General features: G+C 41.5%; 21 protein-coding genes, 1 pseudogene and 1 other annotated feature. Of the genes and pseudogenes, 2 read left to right on the top strand and 20 right to left on the bottom strand.

Features of this window, described 5'->3' with window-relative positions:
* Nucleotides 1-331: 331 nt before the first annotated feature.
* The 6 genes from DW019_RS07930 to DW019_RS07910 form a co-directional block, all read right to left on the bottom strand.
* Nucleotides 332-1,039, bottom strand: coding sequence for a LiaF domain-containing protein (locus DW019_RS07930; RefSeq protein ID WP_118443027.1), 708 nt, complete (start codon nucleotides 1,037-1,039; stop codon nucleotides 332-334).
* Entirely contained in the window at nucleotides 1,036-1,497 is a 462-nt protein-coding gene (locus DW019_RS07925; RefSeq protein ID WP_117479588.1) for a LytTR family DNA-binding domain-containing protein, read from the bottom strand. Before DW019_RS07925 ends, DW019_RS07930 begins: the two co-directional genes overlap by 4 nt.
* A 108-nt stretch (nucleotides 1,498-1,605) precedes the next feature.
* Nucleotides 1,606-2,340: a DNA repair protein RecO gene (recO, locus tag DW019_RS07920; protein ID WP_243024128.1), complete on the bottom strand. Its 735-nt coding sequence runs from the start codon at nucleotides 2,338-2,340 to the stop codon at nucleotides 1,606-1,608.
* Nucleotides 2,291-2,467, bottom strand: a complete 177-nt coding sequence (locus DW019_RS15035; RefSeq protein WP_022377009.1) for a hypothetical protein — start codon at nucleotides 2,465-2,467, stop codon at nucleotides 2,291-2,293. The genes recO and DW019_RS15035 overlap by 50 nt, the downstream gene beginning before the upstream one ends.
* Before the next feature lie 122 nt (nucleotides 2,468-2,589).
* The gene (gene era, locus DW019_RS07915; RefSeq protein ID WP_022377010.1) at nucleotides 2,590-3,495 is read right to left on the bottom strand and encodes a GTPase Era; all 906 of its coding nucleotides are present in this window, start codon (nucleotides 3,493-3,495) and stop codon (nucleotides 2,590-2,592) included.
* Between the two features lie 19 nt (nucleotides 3,496-3,514).
* Entirely contained in the window at nucleotides 3,515-6,436 is a 2,922-nt protein-coding gene (locus DW019_RS07910; protein WP_118443025.1) for an insulinase family protein, read from the bottom strand.
* Between the two features lie 376 nt (nucleotides 6,437-6,812).
* On the opposite strand from DW019_RS07910, the gene DW019_RS07905 reads away from it, so the two are divergent.
* Entirely contained in the window at nucleotides 6,813-7,010 is a 198-nt protein-coding gene (locus tag DW019_RS07905) for a cold shock domain-containing protein (RefSeq protein WP_022376511.1), read from the top strand.
* 189 nt (nucleotides 7,011-7,199) lie between these two features.
* Nucleotides 7,200-8,507, top strand: a complete 1,308-nt coding sequence (locus tag DW019_RS07900) for a phenylacetate--CoA ligase (protein WP_022376512.1) — start codon at nucleotides 7,200-7,202, stop codon at nucleotides 8,505-8,507.
* On the opposite strand, the gene DW019_RS07895 is transcribed toward DW019_RS07900, so the two are convergent.
* The 14 genes and pseudogenes from DW019_RS07895 to DW019_RS15020 all read right to left on the bottom strand — a co-directional run.
* Complete coding sequence (locus tag DW019_RS07895; protein WP_118443024.1) at nucleotides 8,504-9,979, bottom strand: hypothetical protein; 1,476 nt, start codon at nucleotides 9,977-9,979, stop codon at nucleotides 8,504-8,506. The genes DW019_RS07900 and DW019_RS07895 overlap by 4 nt on opposite strands.
* Nucleotides 9,969-11,450 (bottom strand): hypothetical protein, encoded by a 1,482-nt coding sequence (locus DW019_RS07890; RefSeq protein WP_118443023.1) that lies wholly within the window; start codon nucleotides 11,448-11,450, stop codon nucleotides 9,969-9,971. The genes DW019_RS07895 and DW019_RS07890 overlap by 11 nt, the downstream gene beginning before the upstream one ends.
* Nucleotides 11,451-11,513: 63 nt before the next feature.
* On the bottom strand, nucleotides 11,514-12,935 hold the full coding sequence (hydG, locus tag DW019_RS07885) for a [FeFe] hydrogenase H-cluster radical SAM maturase HydG (RefSeq protein WP_118443022.1): 1,422 nt from the start codon (nucleotides 12,933-12,935) through the stop codon (nucleotides 11,514-11,516).
* Between the two features lie 102 nt (nucleotides 12,936-13,037).
* Complete coding sequence (spoVAC, locus tag DW019_RS07880; protein WP_118443021.1) at nucleotides 13,038-13,529, bottom strand: stage V sporulation protein AC; 492 nt, start codon at nucleotides 13,527-13,529, stop codon at nucleotides 13,038-13,040.
* Between the two features lie 17 nt (nucleotides 13,530-13,546).
* Nucleotides 13,547-13,954 (bottom strand): stage V sporulation protein AB, encoded by a 408-nt coding sequence (locus DW019_RS07875; protein WP_243024132.1) that lies wholly within the window; start codon nucleotides 13,952-13,954, stop codon nucleotides 13,547-13,549.
* Nucleotides 13,941-14,579: a stage V sporulation protein AA gene (locus DW019_RS07870; RefSeq protein ID WP_118443019.1), complete on the bottom strand. Its 639-nt coding sequence runs from the start codon at nucleotides 14,577-14,579 to the stop codon at nucleotides 13,941-13,943. Before DW019_RS07870 ends, DW019_RS07875 begins: the two co-directional genes overlap by 14 nt.
* Nucleotides 14,558-14,713, bottom strand: a complete 156-nt coding sequence (locus DW019_RS15030) for a hypothetical protein (protein WP_022376521.1) — start codon at nucleotides 14,711-14,713, stop codon at nucleotides 14,558-14,560. Before DW019_RS15030 ends, DW019_RS07870 begins: the two co-directional genes overlap by 22 nt.
* A gap of 44 nt (nucleotides 14,714-14,757) precedes the next feature.
* Entirely contained in the window at nucleotides 14,758-15,486 is a 729-nt protein-coding gene (locus DW019_RS07865) for a SigB/SigF/SigG family RNA polymerase sigma factor (protein WP_117479569.1), read from the bottom strand.
* Nucleotides 15,487-15,498: 12 nt separating this feature from the next.
* Nucleotides 15,499-15,936 (bottom strand): anti-sigma F factor, encoded by a 438-nt coding sequence (spoIIAB, locus tag DW019_RS07860; protein WP_118443018.1) that lies wholly within the window; start codon nucleotides 15,934-15,936, stop codon nucleotides 15,499-15,501.
* Nucleotides 15,936-16,265, bottom strand: a complete 330-nt coding sequence (locus tag DW019_RS07855) for an anti-sigma factor antagonist (RefSeq protein ID WP_243024127.1) — start codon at nucleotides 16,263-16,265, stop codon at nucleotides 15,936-15,938. The genes spoIIAB and DW019_RS07855 overlap by 1 nt, the downstream gene beginning before the upstream one ends.
* 86 nt (nucleotides 16,266-16,351) lie before the next feature.
* Nucleotides 16,352-17,734 carry a zinc ribbon domain-containing protein gene (locus DW019_RS07850; protein WP_181975041.1) on the bottom strand — a complete coding sequence of 461 codons (1,383 nt, stop codon included), beginning with the start codon at nucleotides 17,732-17,734 and terminating at the stop codon, nucleotides 16,352-16,354.
* 26 nt (nucleotides 17,735-17,760) lie between these two features.
* Nucleotides 17,761-17,904 carry a hypothetical protein gene (locus tag DW019_RS15025; RefSeq protein WP_022376526.1) on the bottom strand — a complete coding sequence of 48 codons (144 nt, stop codon included), beginning with the start codon at nucleotides 17,902-17,904 and terminating at the stop codon, nucleotides 17,761-17,763.
* A gap of 133 nt (nucleotides 17,905-18,037) precedes the next feature.
* Nucleotides 18,038-20,692 (bottom strand): valine--tRNA ligase, encoded by a 2,655-nt coding sequence (locus tag DW019_RS07845; RefSeq protein ID WP_022376527.1) that lies wholly within the window; start codon nucleotides 20,690-20,692, stop codon nucleotides 18,038-18,040.
* Between the two features lie 114 nt (nucleotides 20,693-20,806).
* Nucleotides 20,807-21,043 (bottom strand) — a binding site (T-box leader).
* A 117-nt stretch (nucleotides 21,044-21,160) separates the two neighbouring features.
* Nucleotides 21,161-21,529: pseudogene (locus tag DW019_RS15020) on the bottom strand (hypothetical protein); the annotation flags it as partial.

Genomic DNA, 21,529 nt, shown 5'->3' with positions numbered 1-21,529 from the left:
CGATGTTTTTGCAAGTAAAATAATTTGTGGGGGATATTCTATATGGATGGTAGTTTTTGAGGTTTCCGGTAATTCATTAAGAAAAGTTTACATCTCGTGGGACGGCTCCCGCCTGGTTGAGTTGCGTAACAGCAGGGGCACTGAAACTACCAGTGCCACCTGCTGACGCACTCAAAACCCACTCGATGCAAATCTTTTCTTAGTGAATTACCAGAATTCTCAAAGGCCAACATGGAATATTTCCTGCAAATAATTTTCTCAAATGGGGAAATGATGCTGAGCAGAGCAATAAAGACCGTAGATTCCCTCATGCGAAACTACGGTCTTTTGCTTACACATAGTAAATCGTAATTCCACCAAAGTTATTGCTTCCCTCTAATGTGAGTGTTGCCGTGACTTCGCCGTTTCTGTTATTTTTTTCATCAATTCCACCAAAACTGCTCTCTACATGGTTCACAATCTGCCACTCTTTTGGCACGAAAAGTTCGACACCGGCAAATGATGAATCAATGTTTATTGTTGCATTTCCCGATGGGATTCTTGCCTGGTCAAGATACACCTTAACCCCTGCAAAACTGGCATCTATTTCCGCATAGCGAAAATCTTCCGATGTGATGTAGCGGATGACACTGCCAAAAGTTGACGAAATATCCAGTTCGTCACCATTGAGTTTTTCACCCTTCACTTCGTCCCATTCATCTCTTTTTTTAGAGTGCCCGCGATGGACTATTTTTTTCCGAAAACGCCCAAAGATCAGGTGCAGGCCAATCGTCAAAAGAAGGGCTGCCAGTAAAACCGTCCATGGCGTGATTGCCGTGATTCCAAGCGGTTTATCGTAGATAATTGCGATAAAAGCAAGTGGAAATAAAATTCCGCCAAAGTGAACATGTGGGATACTCGCCACAATAACGGCGATGCATACAACGGTAAACAACAGTGAAAATACGCCTACTGCCGGAAGGTATCCAAGCTGGCTCACAACCAGATAGGCACCCGCCAAGATTAAAAATACGCCCCAAAAATAATTTTTTTTCATCATCTCATCCTCATTTCTACTAATTTTTCTTTTAATACTCTGCTATAATGTCTGGATACAAAAATCTGCTTATGGGAATTTCGAAATGCCGCGCAGCTCGTTGTCGACAGATTACTCTTTTGCAGCGAATAAATTTCCGACACATTGGCAATCGTCGATTTGGAAACACGCAGAAATTGATTTGGAAGAATCTCCTCCAATTCGTAGAGCCGCTGTTTCGTCTCATATATTTCATCTCTTGTGTGAACCTGAACTATTGTTCCTTCGGTTTCAAAAAACAAAATATCCAAAACATCCACATAACACTCCAAATCTCCCTGATAAAGAACCAGCCGTTTTGTCTCCGTATGACCGGATGCAAATGCCTCTTGAATTTTTTGCAGTTCCTCAGTCATCCGGCGGCAGTGAATCCTTATTTCATCATCCGGCAGATTCTCATCCAACTCAATGGTAATCTTCATAATCGCCTCCCTCTTCGTGTGTAATGCCATTATAGCAAAAGAAAATGGATTGTAAACCCATTTTCCGTAAGTGGTTCTATTTCGTTTGTAAGTGGTAAAAATAAGGAATCAAAATTCTATATCCAACATATCCAGTGAGTGAAACACACGGTCTGTGTGCGCCTTAAAATATCGTGAGACAACTTCTTTTAGCTGGAAAAGCACTGCCTCGCTGACCGAAAAAGTATACAGTTTTTGAAGCGGCGAGGAGAGAATCCTCTGCAAAGTGTAAATAGCAGTTTCCGACAACAAAATACCGGTCTTTCCGTCGTGGCATTCATCGCAGACAATGCCCGCATCCCCCACATAAAAATGGTGCAGATTTTCCGTTTTCCCACACCTTATGCACTCAAAAATACGCGGTGCCTCCCCGGCAATCGCTAACATCCGGAATTCATATATGTAACGCACCAGTTCTTCCGGCAGAGAAGGCACCGATAACGCCCGCAGCGACAAATATAAAAGATTCAATTCATGCTTCGCTGTCATTCCTTCCCTCGTAAAATAATCTGCCACCTCGCAAAAATAAAGTGCCAGATATAAATGCTCCAGATTCTGCCTTAATTCCGGGAAATAATTTTCCACCTCAACCTGCTCTATGCTATAAGAATCCCGTCCTCTATAAATAAAAAACTCCCCAAAGGTAAACGGTTCCGTTGCAGCAGACAGCGGACTTCTGGGGCGCCTTGCCCCTCTGGCGAAGGCGGAGATGCGCCCCCGCTCTTTCGTCAAAAGGACAACACGTTTGTCGTATTCACCAATGGTAGCTGCCGAAAGCACCATTCCTGTCACTCTCTCTTTCACGTGTTCCCCTCTCTTCCTTTGCTGCATTTTCCCATCCGTTTCTTCCTTTTTCTTCCCTCACATACGCCAGATAATCAGACACTTTCCCCGTCTGTGTAAATGTATTCCAGTTTGCTTCATTTCCCATTGCGTTCCTCCTCGCCGCAGTCCTTTTGCGGCTTTTATACTTTTGTCCGGATGTAAATTGCTTTACACCCTAGCAATAGGATATCCCGATTCCAAACCGGCTATGCTAACACATATTGGTAATCAGTCTTTTTCTTTATAGCCAAAATTCTTAAGAAGAAAATCACTGTCACGCCAGTCTTTTTTCACCTTAACCCAAAGTTTCAGATTTACCTTTGCCTGCAAAAATTCTTCAATTTCCCTTCTGGCATCGGTTCCAATTCGTTTGAGCATACTGCCCTGTTTTCCGATGATAATTCCCTTATGGGAACTTCTCTCGCAGATAATAGTAGCATCAATGTCAATCAAATTTCTTTTTCCCGGCCTGTTTTTCATCTGGTCAATGGCAACAGCAATTCCGTGTGGAATTTCATCCGAAAGCAGACGAAGTGCTTTTTCGCGAATCAATTCCGCCACAATCTGGCGCACCGGCTGGTCCGTAATCGTATCCTCATCGTAAAATGCCGGTCCCTCTTCCAGATAAGAAAACATGGTCGTAATAAGTTCATCGACATTTTCGCCCGTCCACGCAGAAACCGGTATAATTTCTGCAAATTCCATCATATCTTTATAAGCAGCAATACATTCTAACAGTTCGTCTTTCTTAATCGTATCAATTTTATTCATGACAAGAATAACCGGCGCTTTGGACTGTTTTAACTCCTCTGCAATATAGCGCTCGCCTCTGCCGATAAATGTTGTTGCCTCGACAAGCCAGAGAACAAGGTCAACTTCTGAAAATGTTTTTTCTGCCACACCTACCATATATTCACCAAGCTTATTTTTTGCCTTGTGGATACCCGGCGTGTCCAAAAAAACGATCTGTCCGCGCTCATCATGATACACCGTCTGAATCCGGTTTCTCGTAGTCTGCGGTTTATTTGAAGTAATCGCTATTTTCTGACCAATCATTTGATTCATCAACGTAGATTTTCCCACATTTGGTCTGCCCACTAACGTAACAAAACCTGATTTAAATTCCTGTCCCATCTTATCCTCCATTTTCTTTCTAATTCAAAACACGTATTTCATTAAACAACTCTTTTGCATCTTCCACTTTTCCTTCGCTTCCGATTGCACAAATATATCCATCACTAAGTACCGTGGAAACCATTTTTGCAGCCTCGCGAACCTGTTCACAGTCTGCCGAAAGCACCTCATCTCTCTCTTTTTGAATCTGCTCAAAGGTAATGTCGGTAAGCCATGCCTGACTCGAACGCCGTCCCTCGGCTCTCGGTGTTAATGGCGTATCTAACTCACTAACCGTACCAATAATATATTTCATCATATCGCGCTCATCAGCATCAAAAGCTTCCAGATAAGCCGGTACCTTTTCAAATACTTCATTTGTTTCTGCAAGGTTCGGGTCGCGGTACGATACCATATACCCATTTCCCAAATCTGTAAAAGCACACATAACACCATAGGCGCCGCCTTTGACACGGACTTCATTCCACAAGTAATCATATCCAAGAATTGTTTTTAATACCTTATTGACACCGTTGTAAGCAATTCCTTTTTCCGAAGAATTTCCGACCCGTGCCACATATTGCACTTTTCCAGCCGTCTTAAATCCCTCATTTCCTACAATCGGTTTCATCGAATATTCCGGTTTTAGAAGTTTTTCCTCCGCAGAATCCGGCAACCGGTCAATCAACCGTGAAAGTCCATTTTCAAGCGGTTTTAAGCCTTCTTTGCCAGAAGTTAAATCGACAGACAGACGCTCCTTTACAAAAACCTTCTTTGCCAATGCCTGTAAAACAGAAATCAAATTCTCCTTTCTCTCATCAAAATGCTCTTCCAAATCGCACAAAAAGTCATAGTAGGCAATTCCTCGGATATATTCCGTAAGATATGCGTTCTTTTTCATATATGCCATCGCACGGCCAACCGCTGTTGTGTGTCCTGCCGACAAAAGCGATGACTGCTTAATCGAGCGGCTCTCCGCAATAATCTCATACAGTCGTTTTTCATCGAAAAGCTTTGTATTGGTAAGCATTTCCGCCAAAAGGTCAAACACCTTTTCCGTCTCTCCGGTTAATGCTTTTCCACTAATCTCCCATAAAAACCGGTAATCGTCATTATGACGGTTCGCGTACACAACCAAATCTGTCGAAATACCGCCGGCATGCAAAAGAATCTCATTACTAAGTTCCAGTTTCGTATACTTTTCCGTATCCATAGCCGAAATTAATTCGCTCAAAAGTGACAAATACGGTGTATACTCTTCCAAATCTTTGACATCGAAAAAGCAGCGAAAATACTCAATGCCATTCGTAAAAATATCATGATGCAAAACCGGAACTCCCACCATTTCTTTCATTTCATTTTTAAATGGCTGCGCTTCTTTCTTCATATCCTCTCTCGTAAGAAGCGGAATGCATTTTAAATCCTCCGAAGGAGTCGGCTCCTCCTGATACTTTTTGAGTTCCTCTGTTTCTTTCACGAGTGCCGCTTTCTGTTCATCGCTCAAAGTTTCCATATAGTCTGCCAGCTTTTTCTTTTCTTCCTCTTCCATAAGCGTAGTCAAGCCCACTTTTGGCTGCACACTGACAAATGTCGCATGCGGATTTTTAAGCAGATATTTTTCAATGATTTTTTCAAAATAATCTGTGCCAACCTGCTTTTTCAAAAATGTAAATGTATCGTTTGCCTGAATATGAATAAACGGTTTATTTTCATCATACAGCCAGCTGTCAAAAATCTGAAGTCCATACATAAGCCCTTTCGGGAAGTTTCCAAAATCCGCCTCCCGGTACTGAAATTCATATCCGTTGATTGCCGCAAGCAGTGACTGCTGATTCAATCCCTCTTTGACGATTTTTTTCAACTCAGTCTCAATCACAGTAATAAACTGCTGTTTCTGCTCCATTTTTACATTTTTCGCAATAATCGAGAAAAACGGCTGTCTGACACTCTCTTCATAATAACAACTGATGTCATTTCCAATGCCCGCGTCCAATAAAGCCTGTTTTAACGGTGCTCCAATCGACTGCACTAATACATAGGAAAGAACCGGAAATGCCCGGTACAAATTTCTGTCAAGTCCGTCGCCACACACGGTATTATAACTGAAATATGCCTTTCCTTCGGTGTCCTCCCCTTCCGTCACCGAATAAAAACCATACTCCTCTTTTCTTTCGGCAAATGGCTTTTGCAGCCGCACCTCGGAATCCACTTCAATTTTCTCAAAATGGCTCAGATAATTTTCATCAATCCAGTTTAACTTTTCTTCCATATCCATATTTCCATACAAATACAGATAACTATTCGATGGATGATAATATTTTTTATGAAATGCCAGATAATCCTCGTAGGTCAAATCCGGTATTGATGCCGGGTCTCCGCCGGACTCCACGCCATATGCCGTATCCGGGAACAACGACTGCTGGATGTTACGGTCTAACAATTGTTTCGCTGATGAAAATACACCCTTCATCTCATTAAATACCACACCATTGTAAATCAGTTCTCCATCCACACTCTCTAATTCATAGTGCCATCCTTCCTGACGAAAGATTTTTTCTTCTTTATAAATATTCGGATAAAAAACCGCATCCAGATACACATGCATAAGGTTTTGAAAATCCTTGTCATTACAGCTTGCCACCGGATAAACTGTCTTATCCGGGTAAGTCATCGCATTTAAGAATGTGTTTAAGGAACCCTTTGCTAGTTCAATAAACGGGTCTTTGACCGGAAACTTATCTGAGCCGCATAACACCGTATGCTCGACAATATGGGCAACTCCGGTCGAATCCTTTGGCGGTGTCCGAAAACCTATGTTAAACACTTTATTCTCATCATCATTTTCCAAAACTGCCACTCTGGCACCGCTCTTTTTATGGCGGAGCAAATATCCTGTACTGTTTAAATCCGATATTTTGCTTTCTTCAATTAACTCGTATGCGCTGCAATTTGAAACATTCATCGCGACTCTCCAATCTATTCTTTTCTTCTTATTTTCTATCTTTTTTCAGATATTTATACAGTATCACATTTGGCGGGGGAATGTCAAAAATTTGAGTGGTTTTTTCACTTTCCAAATTCCCCTAAAATAAATCTGCATCTCTTGCGCCGCTCCCGCTTATCAAAATGCGTAAGGGTATCGGCATGTAAACTACACATGCCAGATACCTACGTATTTGAAGCGCAATCGTTGCAAATTTATTTTGGGGGAATCACCGGAAGCTTCTTGCCGGTACTTGCAAACCAACGAAACTTACTACAAAATTACTCTTTGACTTTTGTTTCCTAATGTGCTATTGTTAAAGGGTGTTAAATTATATTTTTAGGAGGCAAAACACATGAAAGGTACAGTTAAATGGTTTAATGCCAAAAAAGGTTTCGGATTTATCTCCGATGAAGAAGGAAATGACGTATTCGTACACTTTTCTGCTCTGCAGATGGACGGATTCAAAGTTCTCGATGAAGGCGACGAAGTAGAATTCGAAGTTATCGATGGCGAGAAAGGTCCTCAGGCAGCAAACGTAACAAAGTTATAATCGATTGTTAATGAAATAATTTTTGAATAAAAGTTATATAAGTTAAAAGGGTTGTAACAAAAGGTGCTTCATTCGTGGAGCACCTTGCTTTTTTATATAGATTCATGTAAAATGAATCTTAGGTCAAAATGACAAAACGACATTCGTACTTACATGAAAAAGATATTTACAAAATGGAGGATTAATGTAATGGGAAACTATTTTCAAAAAGAAATTGAATGTGCATCCGCAGACCAGATTCGCGCATGGCAAAATGAGCGTTTGGTAAAGCAGGTAAAAAACATCTATGACAACGTTCCTTACTACCGCACACGCATGCAGAACAAAGGTCTTGAACCAGGCGATATTAAATCGATTGATGATTTACATAAACTTCCTTTTATTACAAAGGATGACTTAAGAGATGCTTATCCATATGGACTTTTGGCACGTCCTTTAAAAGATTGTGTCCGCATGCAGTCAACAAGTGGAACGACCGGACGCCGTGTTGTAGCTTTCTATACCCAGCACGACCTTGATTTATGGGAAGACTGCTGTGCCCGCGCGATTGTTGCTGCCGGCGGTACAAAAGAAGATGTAGTTCATGTCAGTTATGGCTATGGCTTATTTACCGGCGGGTTTGGATTAAATGGCGGTTCTCATAAATTAGGAAGTTTGACACTTCCGATGTCCTCCGGTAATACAGACCGTCAGATTCAGTTTATGACAGACTTAGGTTCGACTATTTTATGCTGTACACCATCCTATGCTGCCTATTTAGCAGAGACCATCGAAGAACGTGGTGTAAAAGATCAGATTAAACTGAAAGCCGGCATCTTTGGTGCAGAGGCATGGACAGAAGAAATGCGCCACGATATCGAGCAGTCACTTGGCATCAAAGCTTATGACATTTATGGTCTGACCGAAATTTCCGGACCGGGTGTTGCTTTTGAGTGTGAAGCACAGAGCGGCATGCATATTAATGAGGACCACTTTATTGCCGAAATTATCAATCCGGAGACCGGTGAAGTTCTTCCGGACGGTGAAAAAGGTGAATTAGTATTTTCCAGTATTACAAAAGAAGCATTTCCGCTTCTCCGCTACCGTACACGTGATATCTGTATATTAAGCCGCGAGAAATGTTCCTGCGGACGTACTCATGTAAAAATGACAAAACCAATGGGACGAAGTGATGATATGCTGATTGTAAAAGGTGTCAATGTATTCCCTTCACAGATTGAAACGGTATTAATCAATCAGGGATTCCCGGCAAATTATCAGATTATCGTTACCCGTGCTAAAAACAGTGATAATATTGAAGTTCAGGTAGAAATGACTCCGGTCATGGCAGCTGACGCTTCCTTCAACCGCGATCTGGCTCGCAAAAAATTAGTATCCGGTCTGAAAGCCATGCTTGGTATTTTAGCTGAAGTTACTTTAGTAGAGCCGAAAACCATCGCACGCAGCGAAGGAAAAGCAGTCCGCGTCATTGATAAGAGAAACTTATATCAGGGCTAATTTATTTTTCCAATCATTTGTTCATAAAGTGTCAGGCCATAACTTGTGTCGCCTGGCACTTTTTCATACATTTGAAAACGAATTTCATTTTCTTCCGTTCTGCCCGCCGACAAAAACAATACATTCTCAGGGTGTTCCCCATACAATTCTTTTGCAAATTTCGTAATATGAGTCACCATCCATACCGTTACCGCCTCCGAAAGACAAGTATGCATTAAATCCATTGCAATCTGGTAAGCCGTCACTTCTGTTGTAGTCGCAAACGATTCATTCAAAAGAATCAGCGTATTTTTCTTTGCCCCACGTAAAATCTGCTCCATACGCTTTAACTCTTCTTCAAATTTACCCATGTTCATCGTTGCATCTTCGCGTCTGGTAAAATGCGTGAAAATATCCTCATACGCATAAAGCGGATATTTCTTTGCCGGCACGTACATTCCCGCCTGACAAAGCACCTGCGCAATACCAAGACTGCGCAAAAAGGTTGATTTTCCGCCTTGGTTAGCTCCCGTCACGATAAGGGCCCGTTGTTCTTTCAAACTCACAGTATTTGGAATTGGCTGCTCCATACTCTGCAAAGCAAGTGCCAATTCATATAATTTTTCTGCCTCTTCTTCACAAGCTTTTGGCATACAAAAATAAAACCCAGCCGACAAACCACGCTCATACATTCTCGCACAGCCCGCCAAAAAGATAATCTGCCTTGACAGCGTCTGTAAAATCTCCTCCCACTGCTGCAGAAACGGCGAACACTGCTCTAATAACTCAAGGACAACCCGGTTGGCAAACTGAACACCGCTCTGGTAAACTTCCTCACTGGCAATTACGCGCCCCTTCTTTCCTGAGAAAATACCGCTTCCTGCCCGCTTTGCCTTGTCACATACGGAAACAACTTCCACATTTTCCAGGGAAAATCCTTCCCCAATTGCTCCCTCCAGCACAATTTCTCCGTTTCCTTTAAAAGCATCCAGATTCTGCACCAGTGCAAGCTGCTCTTCTAATCTTTCGGCCGGCTCTGCCTCACAAAAACTGTCATAAAAATAGTTAAATGCAGTCTCTTTGAAAATCTCCGGATTTTTCGCTCCCATTTGCGAAATCTCAGAAAGTCCCTGCACCAATTCCCGAATTGTTTCTACATGCACACCAATCATCGTCTGTTCCATCAAATGTTTACCGCGGCTGTCTAAAATCGCATGCAGTCCACGGGTCAGATTTTCCGAAAGCGAAACAATCCGGTCCCGCAGCTGATATGTTACCGATGCCTTTTCACAGGCAGCCATAACAACCTGCTGCCTTTTTTCAATCTCACTTTCCGTCGTAAGAGGATGCTGAAGAACTTGCAAAATAGCGGGAATGTCACCTACTTTGTCACCTGCCATATTTCTGGCAATCCAGTGCAGATTTAAGTCCTTTTCCAAGTCCTGCTTTCTCCGATACGAAAAATTTGTCTCCTCAAAAAATTCAATCTTCATGTCCTATCACCGCCTTCATCTGATTTTCGGTCATATTGTATTTGGTAATCAGTGAATCCTCATATTCTGCCTCACTCGCCGGTTTTCTTGTTATTTTGAAAGAACGCGTATGATGGTCATCTGCCAGTTCCGCAACCAGACTCACTAACCCATCCCTCTCTTTCGCAAGCGACTGGATATGTGTCACATAAATTCCATAGCAGTCATGCGACATGAAATAATCAAGCACTTTCTGCCCCATAATACCGGCATCCCACGTTGCCGCTGTCGTAAATAGCTCATTCAAAATCACAAAACTTCCACTCCATTTTTCCTGCATCATCGGTTTTAAGCGGGTTAATTCCTCCACTAACTTTCCTTTTCCGGACATCTCCGATTCGTCATTTGAAAAATGCGATAAAATCGTTGTGTAATTTGGCACACCTGCCTTTTCACATGGAACTAAAAGACCCATTTTTGCAAAATACAAAATTTGTCCAACCATGCGTGCATAGGTCGTCTTACCACCTCCATTGGCTCCCGTAATTACAAAGAACCTCTCATCTCTTTGCAGATTACAGTCATTTGCAATCACTTCCTTTTCACTGCGAAGAGCTAGGGCAAGATCATATCCCTGCTTCACTTCCAGTTTCTCCGTTTCCTCTGGCATACAAAATGAATAACCTCTTCCTTTCATGTCCCGTACAAGCAGGAAAAAACCAAGATAATACTGCACATCCTCCGCTAACTGCACCAGTTTTTCATCCATCTGAATCTGTAACAGTGTTTCTAACATACCATCCCAGTTTTGTCTCTTAATCTGCCGCTCCGCTAGATTTCTCTCAAGCAACGTAAGCTCTGTTTCCTTGTTTACATTCACTGCCTGCCCCGGCTTTTTGGCGGCAGCAAAGGCCTTTGCCATTCTCTCTGCAAAAAATTTGCCCTCCGATTTTTCTTCCCACACAACCTTGTTTTTTTGAAGGGAAAATATCATTTTCGTTTCTTCCATCGACTGATGCAGATTTTCCGCCAATTCTTTGCCCTTTTCAAACGCTTCGCTTTTTGTCACCTCACAAAGATAGGAAACAAGTTCTTCCATTGCATCCGAATAAGACGGCTGCCTTTTCAAGTCATCCAATAATTGTTCAACTGCCTGTATGTAAATAAGAAGGGAATCTAAATGCCATTTCTGCTTTTGATAAATCAGATTACTGTAAGTGCTTTTTTTCTCATAAGAAACTGCCCTCGCCACCTGCTTTGCATACCTGTCAAACGCCTTGAAAACTGCCTCATTCTGCATATCTGAGGTGATTTTTCTCCGATACTTTGTTGTCTCAGATTCTTTTGGAATATTCTCATACAATTTTTGTAAATCGTATCCCTTAACCAAATTGTTCATGTAAGAAATGCACACATTCAAATTAAAATCCGTAAAAATACTGATTTTTTCCGAATCCTCACACTTCTCTTTACCCAATATACTATAAAACAAATGCTACCTCCTTTATTTTGACCGAAAGGCACTTAAAACACCAAGTGCCTTTCGATTGATTCACTAGAATCGGAAATCTCTTTTGCCTTCATGAATATTTGCAATATACTCTTTTGCCTTCTCTTTCACTACCGGATTTGTAATAATTTCCAGCTGCTCCCGAATCACTTTTTCCCCTTTTTCTTTCGTGTCCGCAGAAGCATAGTCCTCCAAATACTCCTTAAGTGTCATCAGAGCATTTGGCTGACAACAGTTTACAATCTGCCCCGATTTCAATAATTTCATAAACCGGTCACCGGTTCGTCCTTCCCGGTAACAAGCCGTACAGAAGCTCGGAATATATCCAAGTCCAAGCAGCCAGTTCACAACCTCATCCAGACTTCTTCTATCGGACACATCAAATTGAGCGGAATTCTCTTCTTCCGGCTCTTCCTCAACGTAGCCGCCCACACTTGTGCGGGAACCACCGCTAATCTGGCTGATTCCAAGGTCTAATACTTTTTCTCTCGTTGCCTTCGATTCACGGGTTGAAACAATCATTCCGGTATATGGCACCGCAATGCGGATAACCGATACAATCTTCTCAAAGATTTCATCCGGAATGGCATTTAATTCTTCCGGATCAATGTCATCAGCCGGGCAGACACGAGGCACACTGATGGTATGCGGTCCAACACCAAACTTAGCCTCCAAATGCTCTGCGTGCATAATAATACCAACCAATTCATATCGGTATTTATCCAGGCCGAACAAAACACCGCAGCCTACATCATCAATCCCAGCTTCCATGGCACGGTCCATCGCCTCTGTATGGTACGCATAATCACTTTTTGGCCCTGCCGGATGCAGTTCTTTGTAAGCTTCTTTATTATAAGTCTCCTGAAACAGAATATAAGTTCCAATCCCTGCATCTTTGAGTTTCTTATAATTTTCAACAGAAGTCGCTGCAATATTTACATTGACACGACGAATCGCTCCATTTTTGTGCTTAATGCTGTATATCGTACGAATACTCTCCAAAATGTACTCAAGCGGATTATTCTCCGGGTCTTCGCCCGCTTCTATCGCCAGACGCTTATGCCCCATATCCTGCAGCGCAATTACTTCCTGCTTAATTTCTTCCTGCGACAGTTTTTTTCTTGCAATATGTTTATTTTTTACATGATACGGACAGTACACACAACTGTTAATACAGTAATTGGATAAATAAAGTGGCGCAAACATTACAATCCGCTTGCCATAAAACCGCTCTTTAATCTCTTTTGCAAGTTTTTCAATTTCCTTATTTTCCTCTTCCAATTCACATTCCAAAAGAACCGCCGCCTCTTTGTGGCTGATTCCTTTCATCTCGCGTGCTTTCTGCAAAATCGCATCAATTACCTGTTTATTTGCCTTATTTTCTCTGGCATATGCCAGTGATTCTAAAATTTCTGCATCGTTAATAAATTCATCTGCGATACTCGATTTTGGATCATATTTGTACATAATAATTTCCCCCGATAGTATCAAAATTGGCTGCTTGCGCAACTGTATTAAGGATAGCACAAATGAGATTTTTTTTCAATGTTTTCCGTTGCTTTGTTTGTGTCAGAGAATCGTTCCAAACCAATAGATTACACCAAGCACCCAGCTGCAAAACACACCATACAAAATAACCGGTCCGGCAATCGTGAAAATTTTACATCCAACGCCAAATACCCATCCTTCTTCCTTAAATTCAATTGCCGGTGCGGCTACTGAATTGGCAAATCCGGTAATCGGTACAATCGTTCCTGCACCTGCAAAATTGGCAAGCTTCTGATATAAATTCAAACCGGTAAACAGCACACTGAGAAAAATCAGCGATAATGTCGTATATAATCCCGCTGTTTCTTTTTCCATCCCCAAACTCATATAAGCATTCGAAAGAGCCTGTCCTACGACACAAATAAATCCTCCAATCGCATATGCTTTCAGTAAATTGAGGCACCAGCTCTTTTTCGGCGTGTGATTTTTTACGTAAGCATTATACTTTTCATCCTTCTTTTTCTGTTCCTTTTCCTGTAAAACCTCTTGAATGTCGATATTATCCTGATTCATTTTCTGCTCCTTTAGCCTTAATAAAAATATTGAAATAAAGTTCCCGTTATTTTCCCAATTGCAATTGCAAGCGGAATAAGATAAAACGCTTCTTTAATTTGCAGACGGTTCACTAAAATGGGAATTACACGCAGCATTTCTGCCAGTGCCATTACCAGACATCCGACATATACACCTGCAAAAAGCCCATAAACCGCCAAAAAAATCGAAGTCAGCGGCATCGGAATTTCAAACACAATCCAAATATTTCCCAATGCACCGCCCGCTATAATCATCGTTTCATACCACACCACATGATTTGCCGTTTTCGTCCTTGCCGCCAGTCTCGGTATAATGCCAAGCATCGTAATAAATGCAAATATTCCCGATGCGACAGCAAAACCGCTCGCCAAACCAATCAGAATGAGAACGCTATACTGAATCACTGTCAATCGTTTTTCCCTCCCTTGATGCTGCCGCAATCAGTGTTTTGTTTACCTGCTCCTCATATGTGTGCATTTCAACCTGAATCGGTGTCGGGTCATCCTTAATTTTTTTCCTGCGGAAATGATTATAAAAAACGAGAATTCCCACAGGCAAACCAATAGCATAACAAATCTCAATGATGGAACCGCCTTGTTTTTCCTGCCCCAGCACCAGACGGTATACTTTGTCAAAGACATCCGCAACACTGACATCCTCGTTAAATGTCATAATGGTAAAAGCTGCTCCCATAAAAACGGTAAAAGAAACAAAAATAGTCCGTACATATTCCCACTTTTTCTGTTTCTCCTTTTCATCCGGCTTTTCATAATCAATAACAAAATCACGTTCGCCCAAATTTTCAATTTTTAAATTCGGATATTTCTGATGAATCACCTCATATACTTTCGCAATCGTGAACATCGTTTTTTGCGGGCCATGAGCGGGCAGCGTATAAAACACCATTTGATTTAATTCCTGTACAACTTTTTTATTCGTACAATGTAAAGTTGCCAGATCATGAAATGTAACCTGACGCTTTGCAACCGGGATATTCTGCGCGATTTTTACATATAGTATCTCTTCCATTCTTTATACTCCTTCACCAATGTTCCCTTTCCTTGTACCGGTGTTTTCTCATCGTGATTACCCGAGCGGTAAATCCAGACCGCCAATGCCGCAAATACAAGAATGACAATGGTACAAATACCTGCTTTTTTCATACAAACACTTCCTTTCGGTATTACCATTGCCATTTTCTATATTTTTATTCATGACTGCGACATACAAAATGTTTCCTCATCGAGCCAATAATTTTCTTTTCCAAACGGCTGACCTGTACCTGACTCATATCCAAAAGTTTTGCGGTCTGTGTTTGTGTTTTATCTTCAAAATAGCGTAGTTCAATCAATTTTCTCTCTTTCTCGCCAAGCTCACCCAAAAGCTGCTCTAACAAGATTTGATTAACAATATGCTCCGATTCATTTTTTTTCGATGGAATTTTGTCCATAAGAAGAATTTCGCTTCCTTCTTTTTGAAATACCGTTTTATGCAGAGACTCCACTTCGCTGCTGGCTTCAAGTGCCATTACGATATCTTCTCTTGCCAATTCTGTTGCTGCGCTTAGTTCCTCTAACGTCGCATCACGCCCCAGTCGAATGGCCAACATTTCAGCTGCACGCTTAATCCGTATTCCATTTTCCTTTAATGTCCGGCTGACTTTGACCATTCCATCATCGCGTAAAAATCGTTTGATTTCACCACTAATTACCGGCACTGCATAAGTAGAAAATTTCACTTCAAAATTCACATTGAAATTATCGACTGCTTTAATCAAACCAATTGCACCAATCTGGCTCAAATCTTCGGCATCATATCCTCTTCCCGCAAATCGCTTCACGATACTGTATACCAACGGCATATTCGCCTTAATCACTTGTTCTCTTGCCAATTTATCCCCTGCTCGTGAACGTTTAATTAGTTCTATGGTTTCCATTGGCAGACTCCCTTATGACAAAATAAATGAACTATAAATTTTTTTCTTCATACGAATCGTTGTTCCCTGCCCCACCTGTGACTCCACATGCAGCTCATCCATGAAAGCTTCCATGAAAGCAAAGCCCATTCCGGAACGTTCCATTTCCGGTCTGGTCGTAAACAACGGTTCCATGGCACGATTTACGTCACCGATTCCAACACCTTGGTCTGCCACTTCAATCCATATGGTATTTTCCTCAATCCAGCTATGTATCTTAACCTTCCCCGGCTTGCCATCATATCCGTGAATGATGGCATTTGTAACCGCCTCGGAAACTGCTGTCTTGACATCACCAAGTTCTTCTAAGGTCGGGTCAAGCCTTGCTAAAAATGCGGCAACAACCGTCCGCGCCAGACTTTCATTTTCCGAATTGCTGTCAAATTCAAACATAATCTCCGTTTTTTCCATTATAAAACTTCCGTCCTTTCCTGATATTTAGGAATAATCCGATAAAGCCCCGACATTCTAAAAATGCGGTCAACATTATCTCCAATTCCGGTCACAAAAGTTCTTCCTCCTAAAAAATTCATTTTTCGATGTCTTCCCATTACCATGCCAATTCCTGAGCTGTCCATAAATGTTATACCCGAAAAGTCAAATATTAATGTCCTGACATTTCCCTTCTCTATTTGTAAATCTACTACTTTGCTGATTTGTCCTGCTGTATGATGATCCAATTCCTCGCAAATGTGTAACACAAGCTGAGAGCCCGTTCGCTCCATTGAAAATTGCTCCATTTTTTTCTTTCCTTCCTTTTTTTAATCATTTGAAAAAGACCCATAGAAATTTTCTTCTATAGGTCTTCTCATTCGTTCTTTTATTCTTATTGTCCTTGTGTACCTTGCTGCTCAATCTGCTGCAAATAGTTATTTGCCTTATTCGCAATCGCGCTGTTTGGATCTACCTTAATTGCTTTTCGATACCACTTCTTTGCTTTTTTGTTATCCTGCTTTTTCTGATAACAATAACCAATCTGGTACATCGCATCCTGATGTTTTGGTTTCAGTTTCAGCACATTGCGGTAAATTGCAATCGCTCCATCATAAGACGTATACGCCGTACGCTTTCCTTCATTTAAAAGGGCTTGAATCTGTGCATCCGTCACGGTATGAATGGTTGTGTAAATTTCTTTTGCTTCACTGCTTCCAAAATCGGATTTTTTGCAGTCCGCCACGGCAATTGCTGCCTGAATCTTATCATCCGCAAGATAAGCCTTGACTCCTGTCAATAACTTTTCATAACTTGCCGTTTGTTTCTGTGCAGACGAATCCGCATCCTTTATCTGTTTTTGCAGCTTGTCAACCTGCTCCTGCAAAAGTTCCTTCTCTTTCTTCAATCCGGAAATCTGGGAAGATTGCACGGCTAACTGGTCATTTGTATCTGAAATATGTGAGCCTTCTCCACTTCCGCTGTTTTTCATCGTCGGCCAAAGCAGAACAAACGCTACGGCAAGTCCGACAATGGCACCGATAATCACATAGATAACCGGCATTAACGACCGCTTTTCTTCCTTGTAAGTACCCACCGGGGTTACATTCGAAAGAGGGTCTTTCTTTGACGGCTTTTTCACTAACTCTTTCTCTGAGGAAGCAGCTAAGTCACCAACTTCCTGCATATAGCGCAGTGTTGTCGTATTATTAAAGTCAATTCGCCTGGCGCGGTTTAAGCATTTTGCTGCTTTATGATAGTCTTTGTCATGAATATACAATAATGCAAGCAGCTGCTGTGCACGCACAAAATGCGGATTCAGACTCACTACTTTTTTTAATTGGATAATTGCCAAATCATCATTTCCTGCCTGTGCTGCCGCCAATGCAGAATTATACTTTTTAATCGTTTGATTTGTCGCATCCAGTGCCGTCTGATTCTTCTGAATCGTATTAATATAGTAATCCGCTGCATTGTCATCGGCCTGCAGGTATTTACTCAACACCCACTCGCTCAAAGCTGCTACGGTCTCACCCATCTCATAATAAATCAACCCAAGGAGATTTCTTGCGTTGGTATTTTTCTTATTAAACTCTAAACTTTTTTTCAAAACAACAATCGCACCTGATAAGTCACGCACTTTCGCCTTTTCCAATCCCAGATTATAATAAGTATTGGATACTCTGCGAATATAATGAATCACCGAAAGATTCTGACCGCAAAATGTGCAGAGTGTCGCTGTGTCGCTCACATTAGCGTCGCATCTTGGACATCTCATCTTTGATAACCCCTTCCTGTTTTTCATCACAATGTTCCTTTAGCATCCTGTATCAACTCTTTTACAATATCTGTCACATCTGCTAAATTATTATGATAAACAACATCTTCGACTTTCTCGATGTCCATGCTCGGCTGAAATTTTTCAAGTTCTTCCTCAAAATTAAGCATTCTCGTACCTCCTATTTGCTCTTTCACTGTCACGCATTCCCTTTGGTATTCATAATACCTATTTTGAGTAAAAAAAGCAAGTAGGAAATACGAGAATCCTTCGACAAAACATAAGTTTCCTTCACAAATTACGTCACGGTTTTGTAAAATGCGCCAAACGCTCCTTAACCTGTTCCATCATTCCCTTATATTTCTCTAATTTTTCTCTTTCCTCAGCAATCTTTTTCTCCGGTGCTTTGTTTACGAAATTCGGATTACCAAGCATACCTTCACAGCGTTTGATTTCGCCGGTAAGTTTCTTTTCTTCTTTCTTCAAACGCTCAATTTCTTTGTCAATGTCAACCAATTCTGCAAACGGAATATAGATAGTTCCATCCGCAATAACAACAGAAACCGCATCCTCGCCAATATTTTCTTTCGTCGACTGCAGTGTCACATCACTGGCAAGACCAAGCGTTGCAAAAAATACTTTATTTTCCTCGAAGATTTTTAGCACTTCTTCTTTTTCTGAAACAACGATAACCGATGCTTTTTTGCTTGGTGGCACATTCATCTCACCGCGGATGTTTCGGATGCCTTTTACTGCTTCCTTAATTCGCTCAACTTTTGCCTCATCCTCAGCAAAGTTACGGCTCTCTTTATACTTTGGCCATTCACTTACCATGATGGAAATTTCTTCATCACCCATAAGTGTACAATAAATTTCCTCTGTGATAAACGGCATATACGGATGTAGTAATTTCAGTGCATCAATTAAAACAGTTTTCAATGTGTACAAAGCTGCTGCTTTTGTTTCATCCGCATCGTTGTACAAACGTGGTTTTACCATTTCAATATACCAGTCGCAGAATTCTTCCCAAATAAAATCATAAATTTTCTGAACGGCAATTCCCAAGTCAAAGGAATCCATCAATACAGTAACATCCTTGGCAAGTGTATTCACCTTGGAAAGAATCCACTTATCTGCCTGAGTCAGCTCATCTGCGGTTACATTTTCATAATCGACATCTTCATTCTGGTCAAAATTCATCATAATGAAACGGGAAGCATTCCATACTTTATTGGCAAAATTACGGCTCGCCTCAACACGCTCCCAATAAAAACGCATATCATTTCCCGGTGCATTTCCGGTTACCAGTGTCAGACGCAGCGCATCGGCACCATATTTATCAATCACCTCAAGCGGGTCAATTCCGTTGCCAAGTGATTTACTCATTTTTCTACCTTGGGAATCGCGCACAAGTCCATGAATCAGTACCGTATCAAACGGAACCTGTCCTGTATGCTCAAGTCCGCTGAACATCATTCGCATAACCCAGAACGGAATGATATCGTAACCGGTTACCAATGTGTTCGTCGGATAGAAATAATCCATCTCCTCCGTCTTATCCGGCCATCCAAGTGTTGAGAATGGCCAAAGGGCTGAACTAAACCACGTATCCAGTGTATCCGGATCCTGACGCATCGGCTTGCCACATTTCGGACATACTGCACTATTTTCTTTGGTTACTACCAATTCACCGCAGTCATCACAGTAAAATGCCGGAATCTGATGTCCCCACCAGAGCTGACGGGAAATACACCAGTCGCGGATATTCTCAAGCCAGTGGAAATACGTTTTATTAAAATGCTCCGGAACAAATTTTGTTTTTCCTTCTTTTACCGCATCAATCGCCGGACCAGCAAGTGGTTTCATTTTTACAAACCACTGTTTGGATACACGCGGCTCTACTGTTGTTCCACAACGGTAACAAGTTCCTACGTTATGATCGTGGTCCTCAATTTTTACAAGAGCGCCCTCTTTTTCCAAATCTTCTACGATGGCTTTTCTTGCTTCATATCGATCCATGCCCGCATACTTCTCATATTCATCCACGATTTTAGCATCGTCTGTCATCACATTAATAATCGGCAGGTCATGGCGCAGTCCAACCTCAAAGTCATTTGGGTCATGTGCCGGCGTGATTTTTACGACACCGGTACCAAATTCCATATCTACATAATCATCAGCAATCAACGGAATTTCTCGGTGTACCAGAGGCAGAATCAGTTTTTTCCCAACCAAATCTTTATACCGCTCATCATTCGGATTCACGGCTACTGCTGTATCACCAAGAAGTGTCTCCGGACGTGTTGTAGCCAGATTAATATAACCGCTTCCATCCGCAAACGCATAACGCAGATGCCAAAAATGTCCTTTCTGATCTTCATACTCTACTTCCGCATCAGAAATCGAAGTCAGGCAGTGTGGACACCAGTTGATGATTCGCTCCCCACGGTAAATCAAACCTTTATTATAAAGATTTACAAAAACTTCCTTAACTGCTTTATTACAGCCCTCATCCATCGTAAAACGCTCTCTGTCCCAATCACAGGAAGAGCCCATTTTCTTAAGCTGCGATACAATTCGTCCGCCGAATTTATCTTTCCATGCCCATGCACGCTCCAAAAACTTTTCTCTGCCAATATCGTCTTTTGTGAGTCCTTCTTCTTTCATTGCCTCAACAATTTTGGCTTCGGTTGCAATTGATGCGTGGTCTGTTCCAGGCATCCACAAAGTTTCATATCCCTGCATACGTTTAGAACGAATAATGATATCCTGCAGCGTATTATCAAGCGCATGTCCCATGTGAAGCTGACCGGTAATATTCGGTGGTGGAATCACAATCGTATAAGGTTTTTTGTTTGCATTAACTTCTGCATGAAAATATTTTTTGTTTACCCATTTTGCATATAACCGGTCTTCGATATCCGCCGGATTATATGTCTTTTCCAGTTCCTTTTTCATTCTGTTTCATAACCTCCATTCATCAAACTAGATGCCAGGGGCATCTGCCAACCAACATCAAAAAAGACCTGCCGTTTTCGACAAGTCATCAAAATCCTCATTGTCCACGGCATCATAAAGGACGACCTAACAGCCGTGGTACCACCTTTTTTCAAACACAGCATAACTGCCATGTTCCTCATTTTGTCTATAACGGGACAAGCCGTCAGTTCCTACTGGCCGTATCTGCCACATTCAGAACCGCTGTTTCAGAGCTACCTTCCACAAGTTTTTTCCGGGGAAATCTTACAGCCAATGAATTTCCTTCTCTGTCAGTGCCACTTGTGTACTCCTCTCCTGCACTACATTTCTTTCAATATCATACGAGAATTTTGATAAAAAGTCAAGGTTTGTTGGTGATTTGGGTTGTGATAAATGTTTTTTGTTTTCTGTAATTCCGTAGAAACCGGCGCGAACAATTGTCTCCCATCACTCCACACTCTTTTTTTTATTATATCTACCATAGGTATTCTCTTCTCTCACAAGCATTGGTTCCTCAGTCGCTATCTCACGGATATATTCTACCGGTTTGTCGGTACACTCGCTGATAAATTCTAATGGCTGCCCCATAGACAGCATCTTTTTGATAATGCTATTCTGTGTTCTTTTTTCTCCTTGTTCTATTCCTTCTTCCCTTCCTTCCTCTAAGCCTTCTTTTTTTCCTTCCTCAAAAAATTCATGTGAACTATAGTATTTCATAATCTCATCGTCTCCTTCCCTGCACTCTTTCACACTTTTTATAATGTGTCCAAAACATGCATCTTCATTTTCTTCCGTTGTTTCTTTTATGTAGCGCAG

Origin of the sequence: Clostridium sp. AF37-5, from assembly GCF_003477605.1 — a bacterium.
Classification (GTDB): domain Bacteria; phylum Bacillota; class Clostridia; order Lachnospirales; family Lachnospiraceae; genus Eubacterium_F.
The sequence above is the reverse complement of the archived record's forward strand: the minus strand, read 5'-3'. Positions and strand labels throughout refer to the sequence as shown.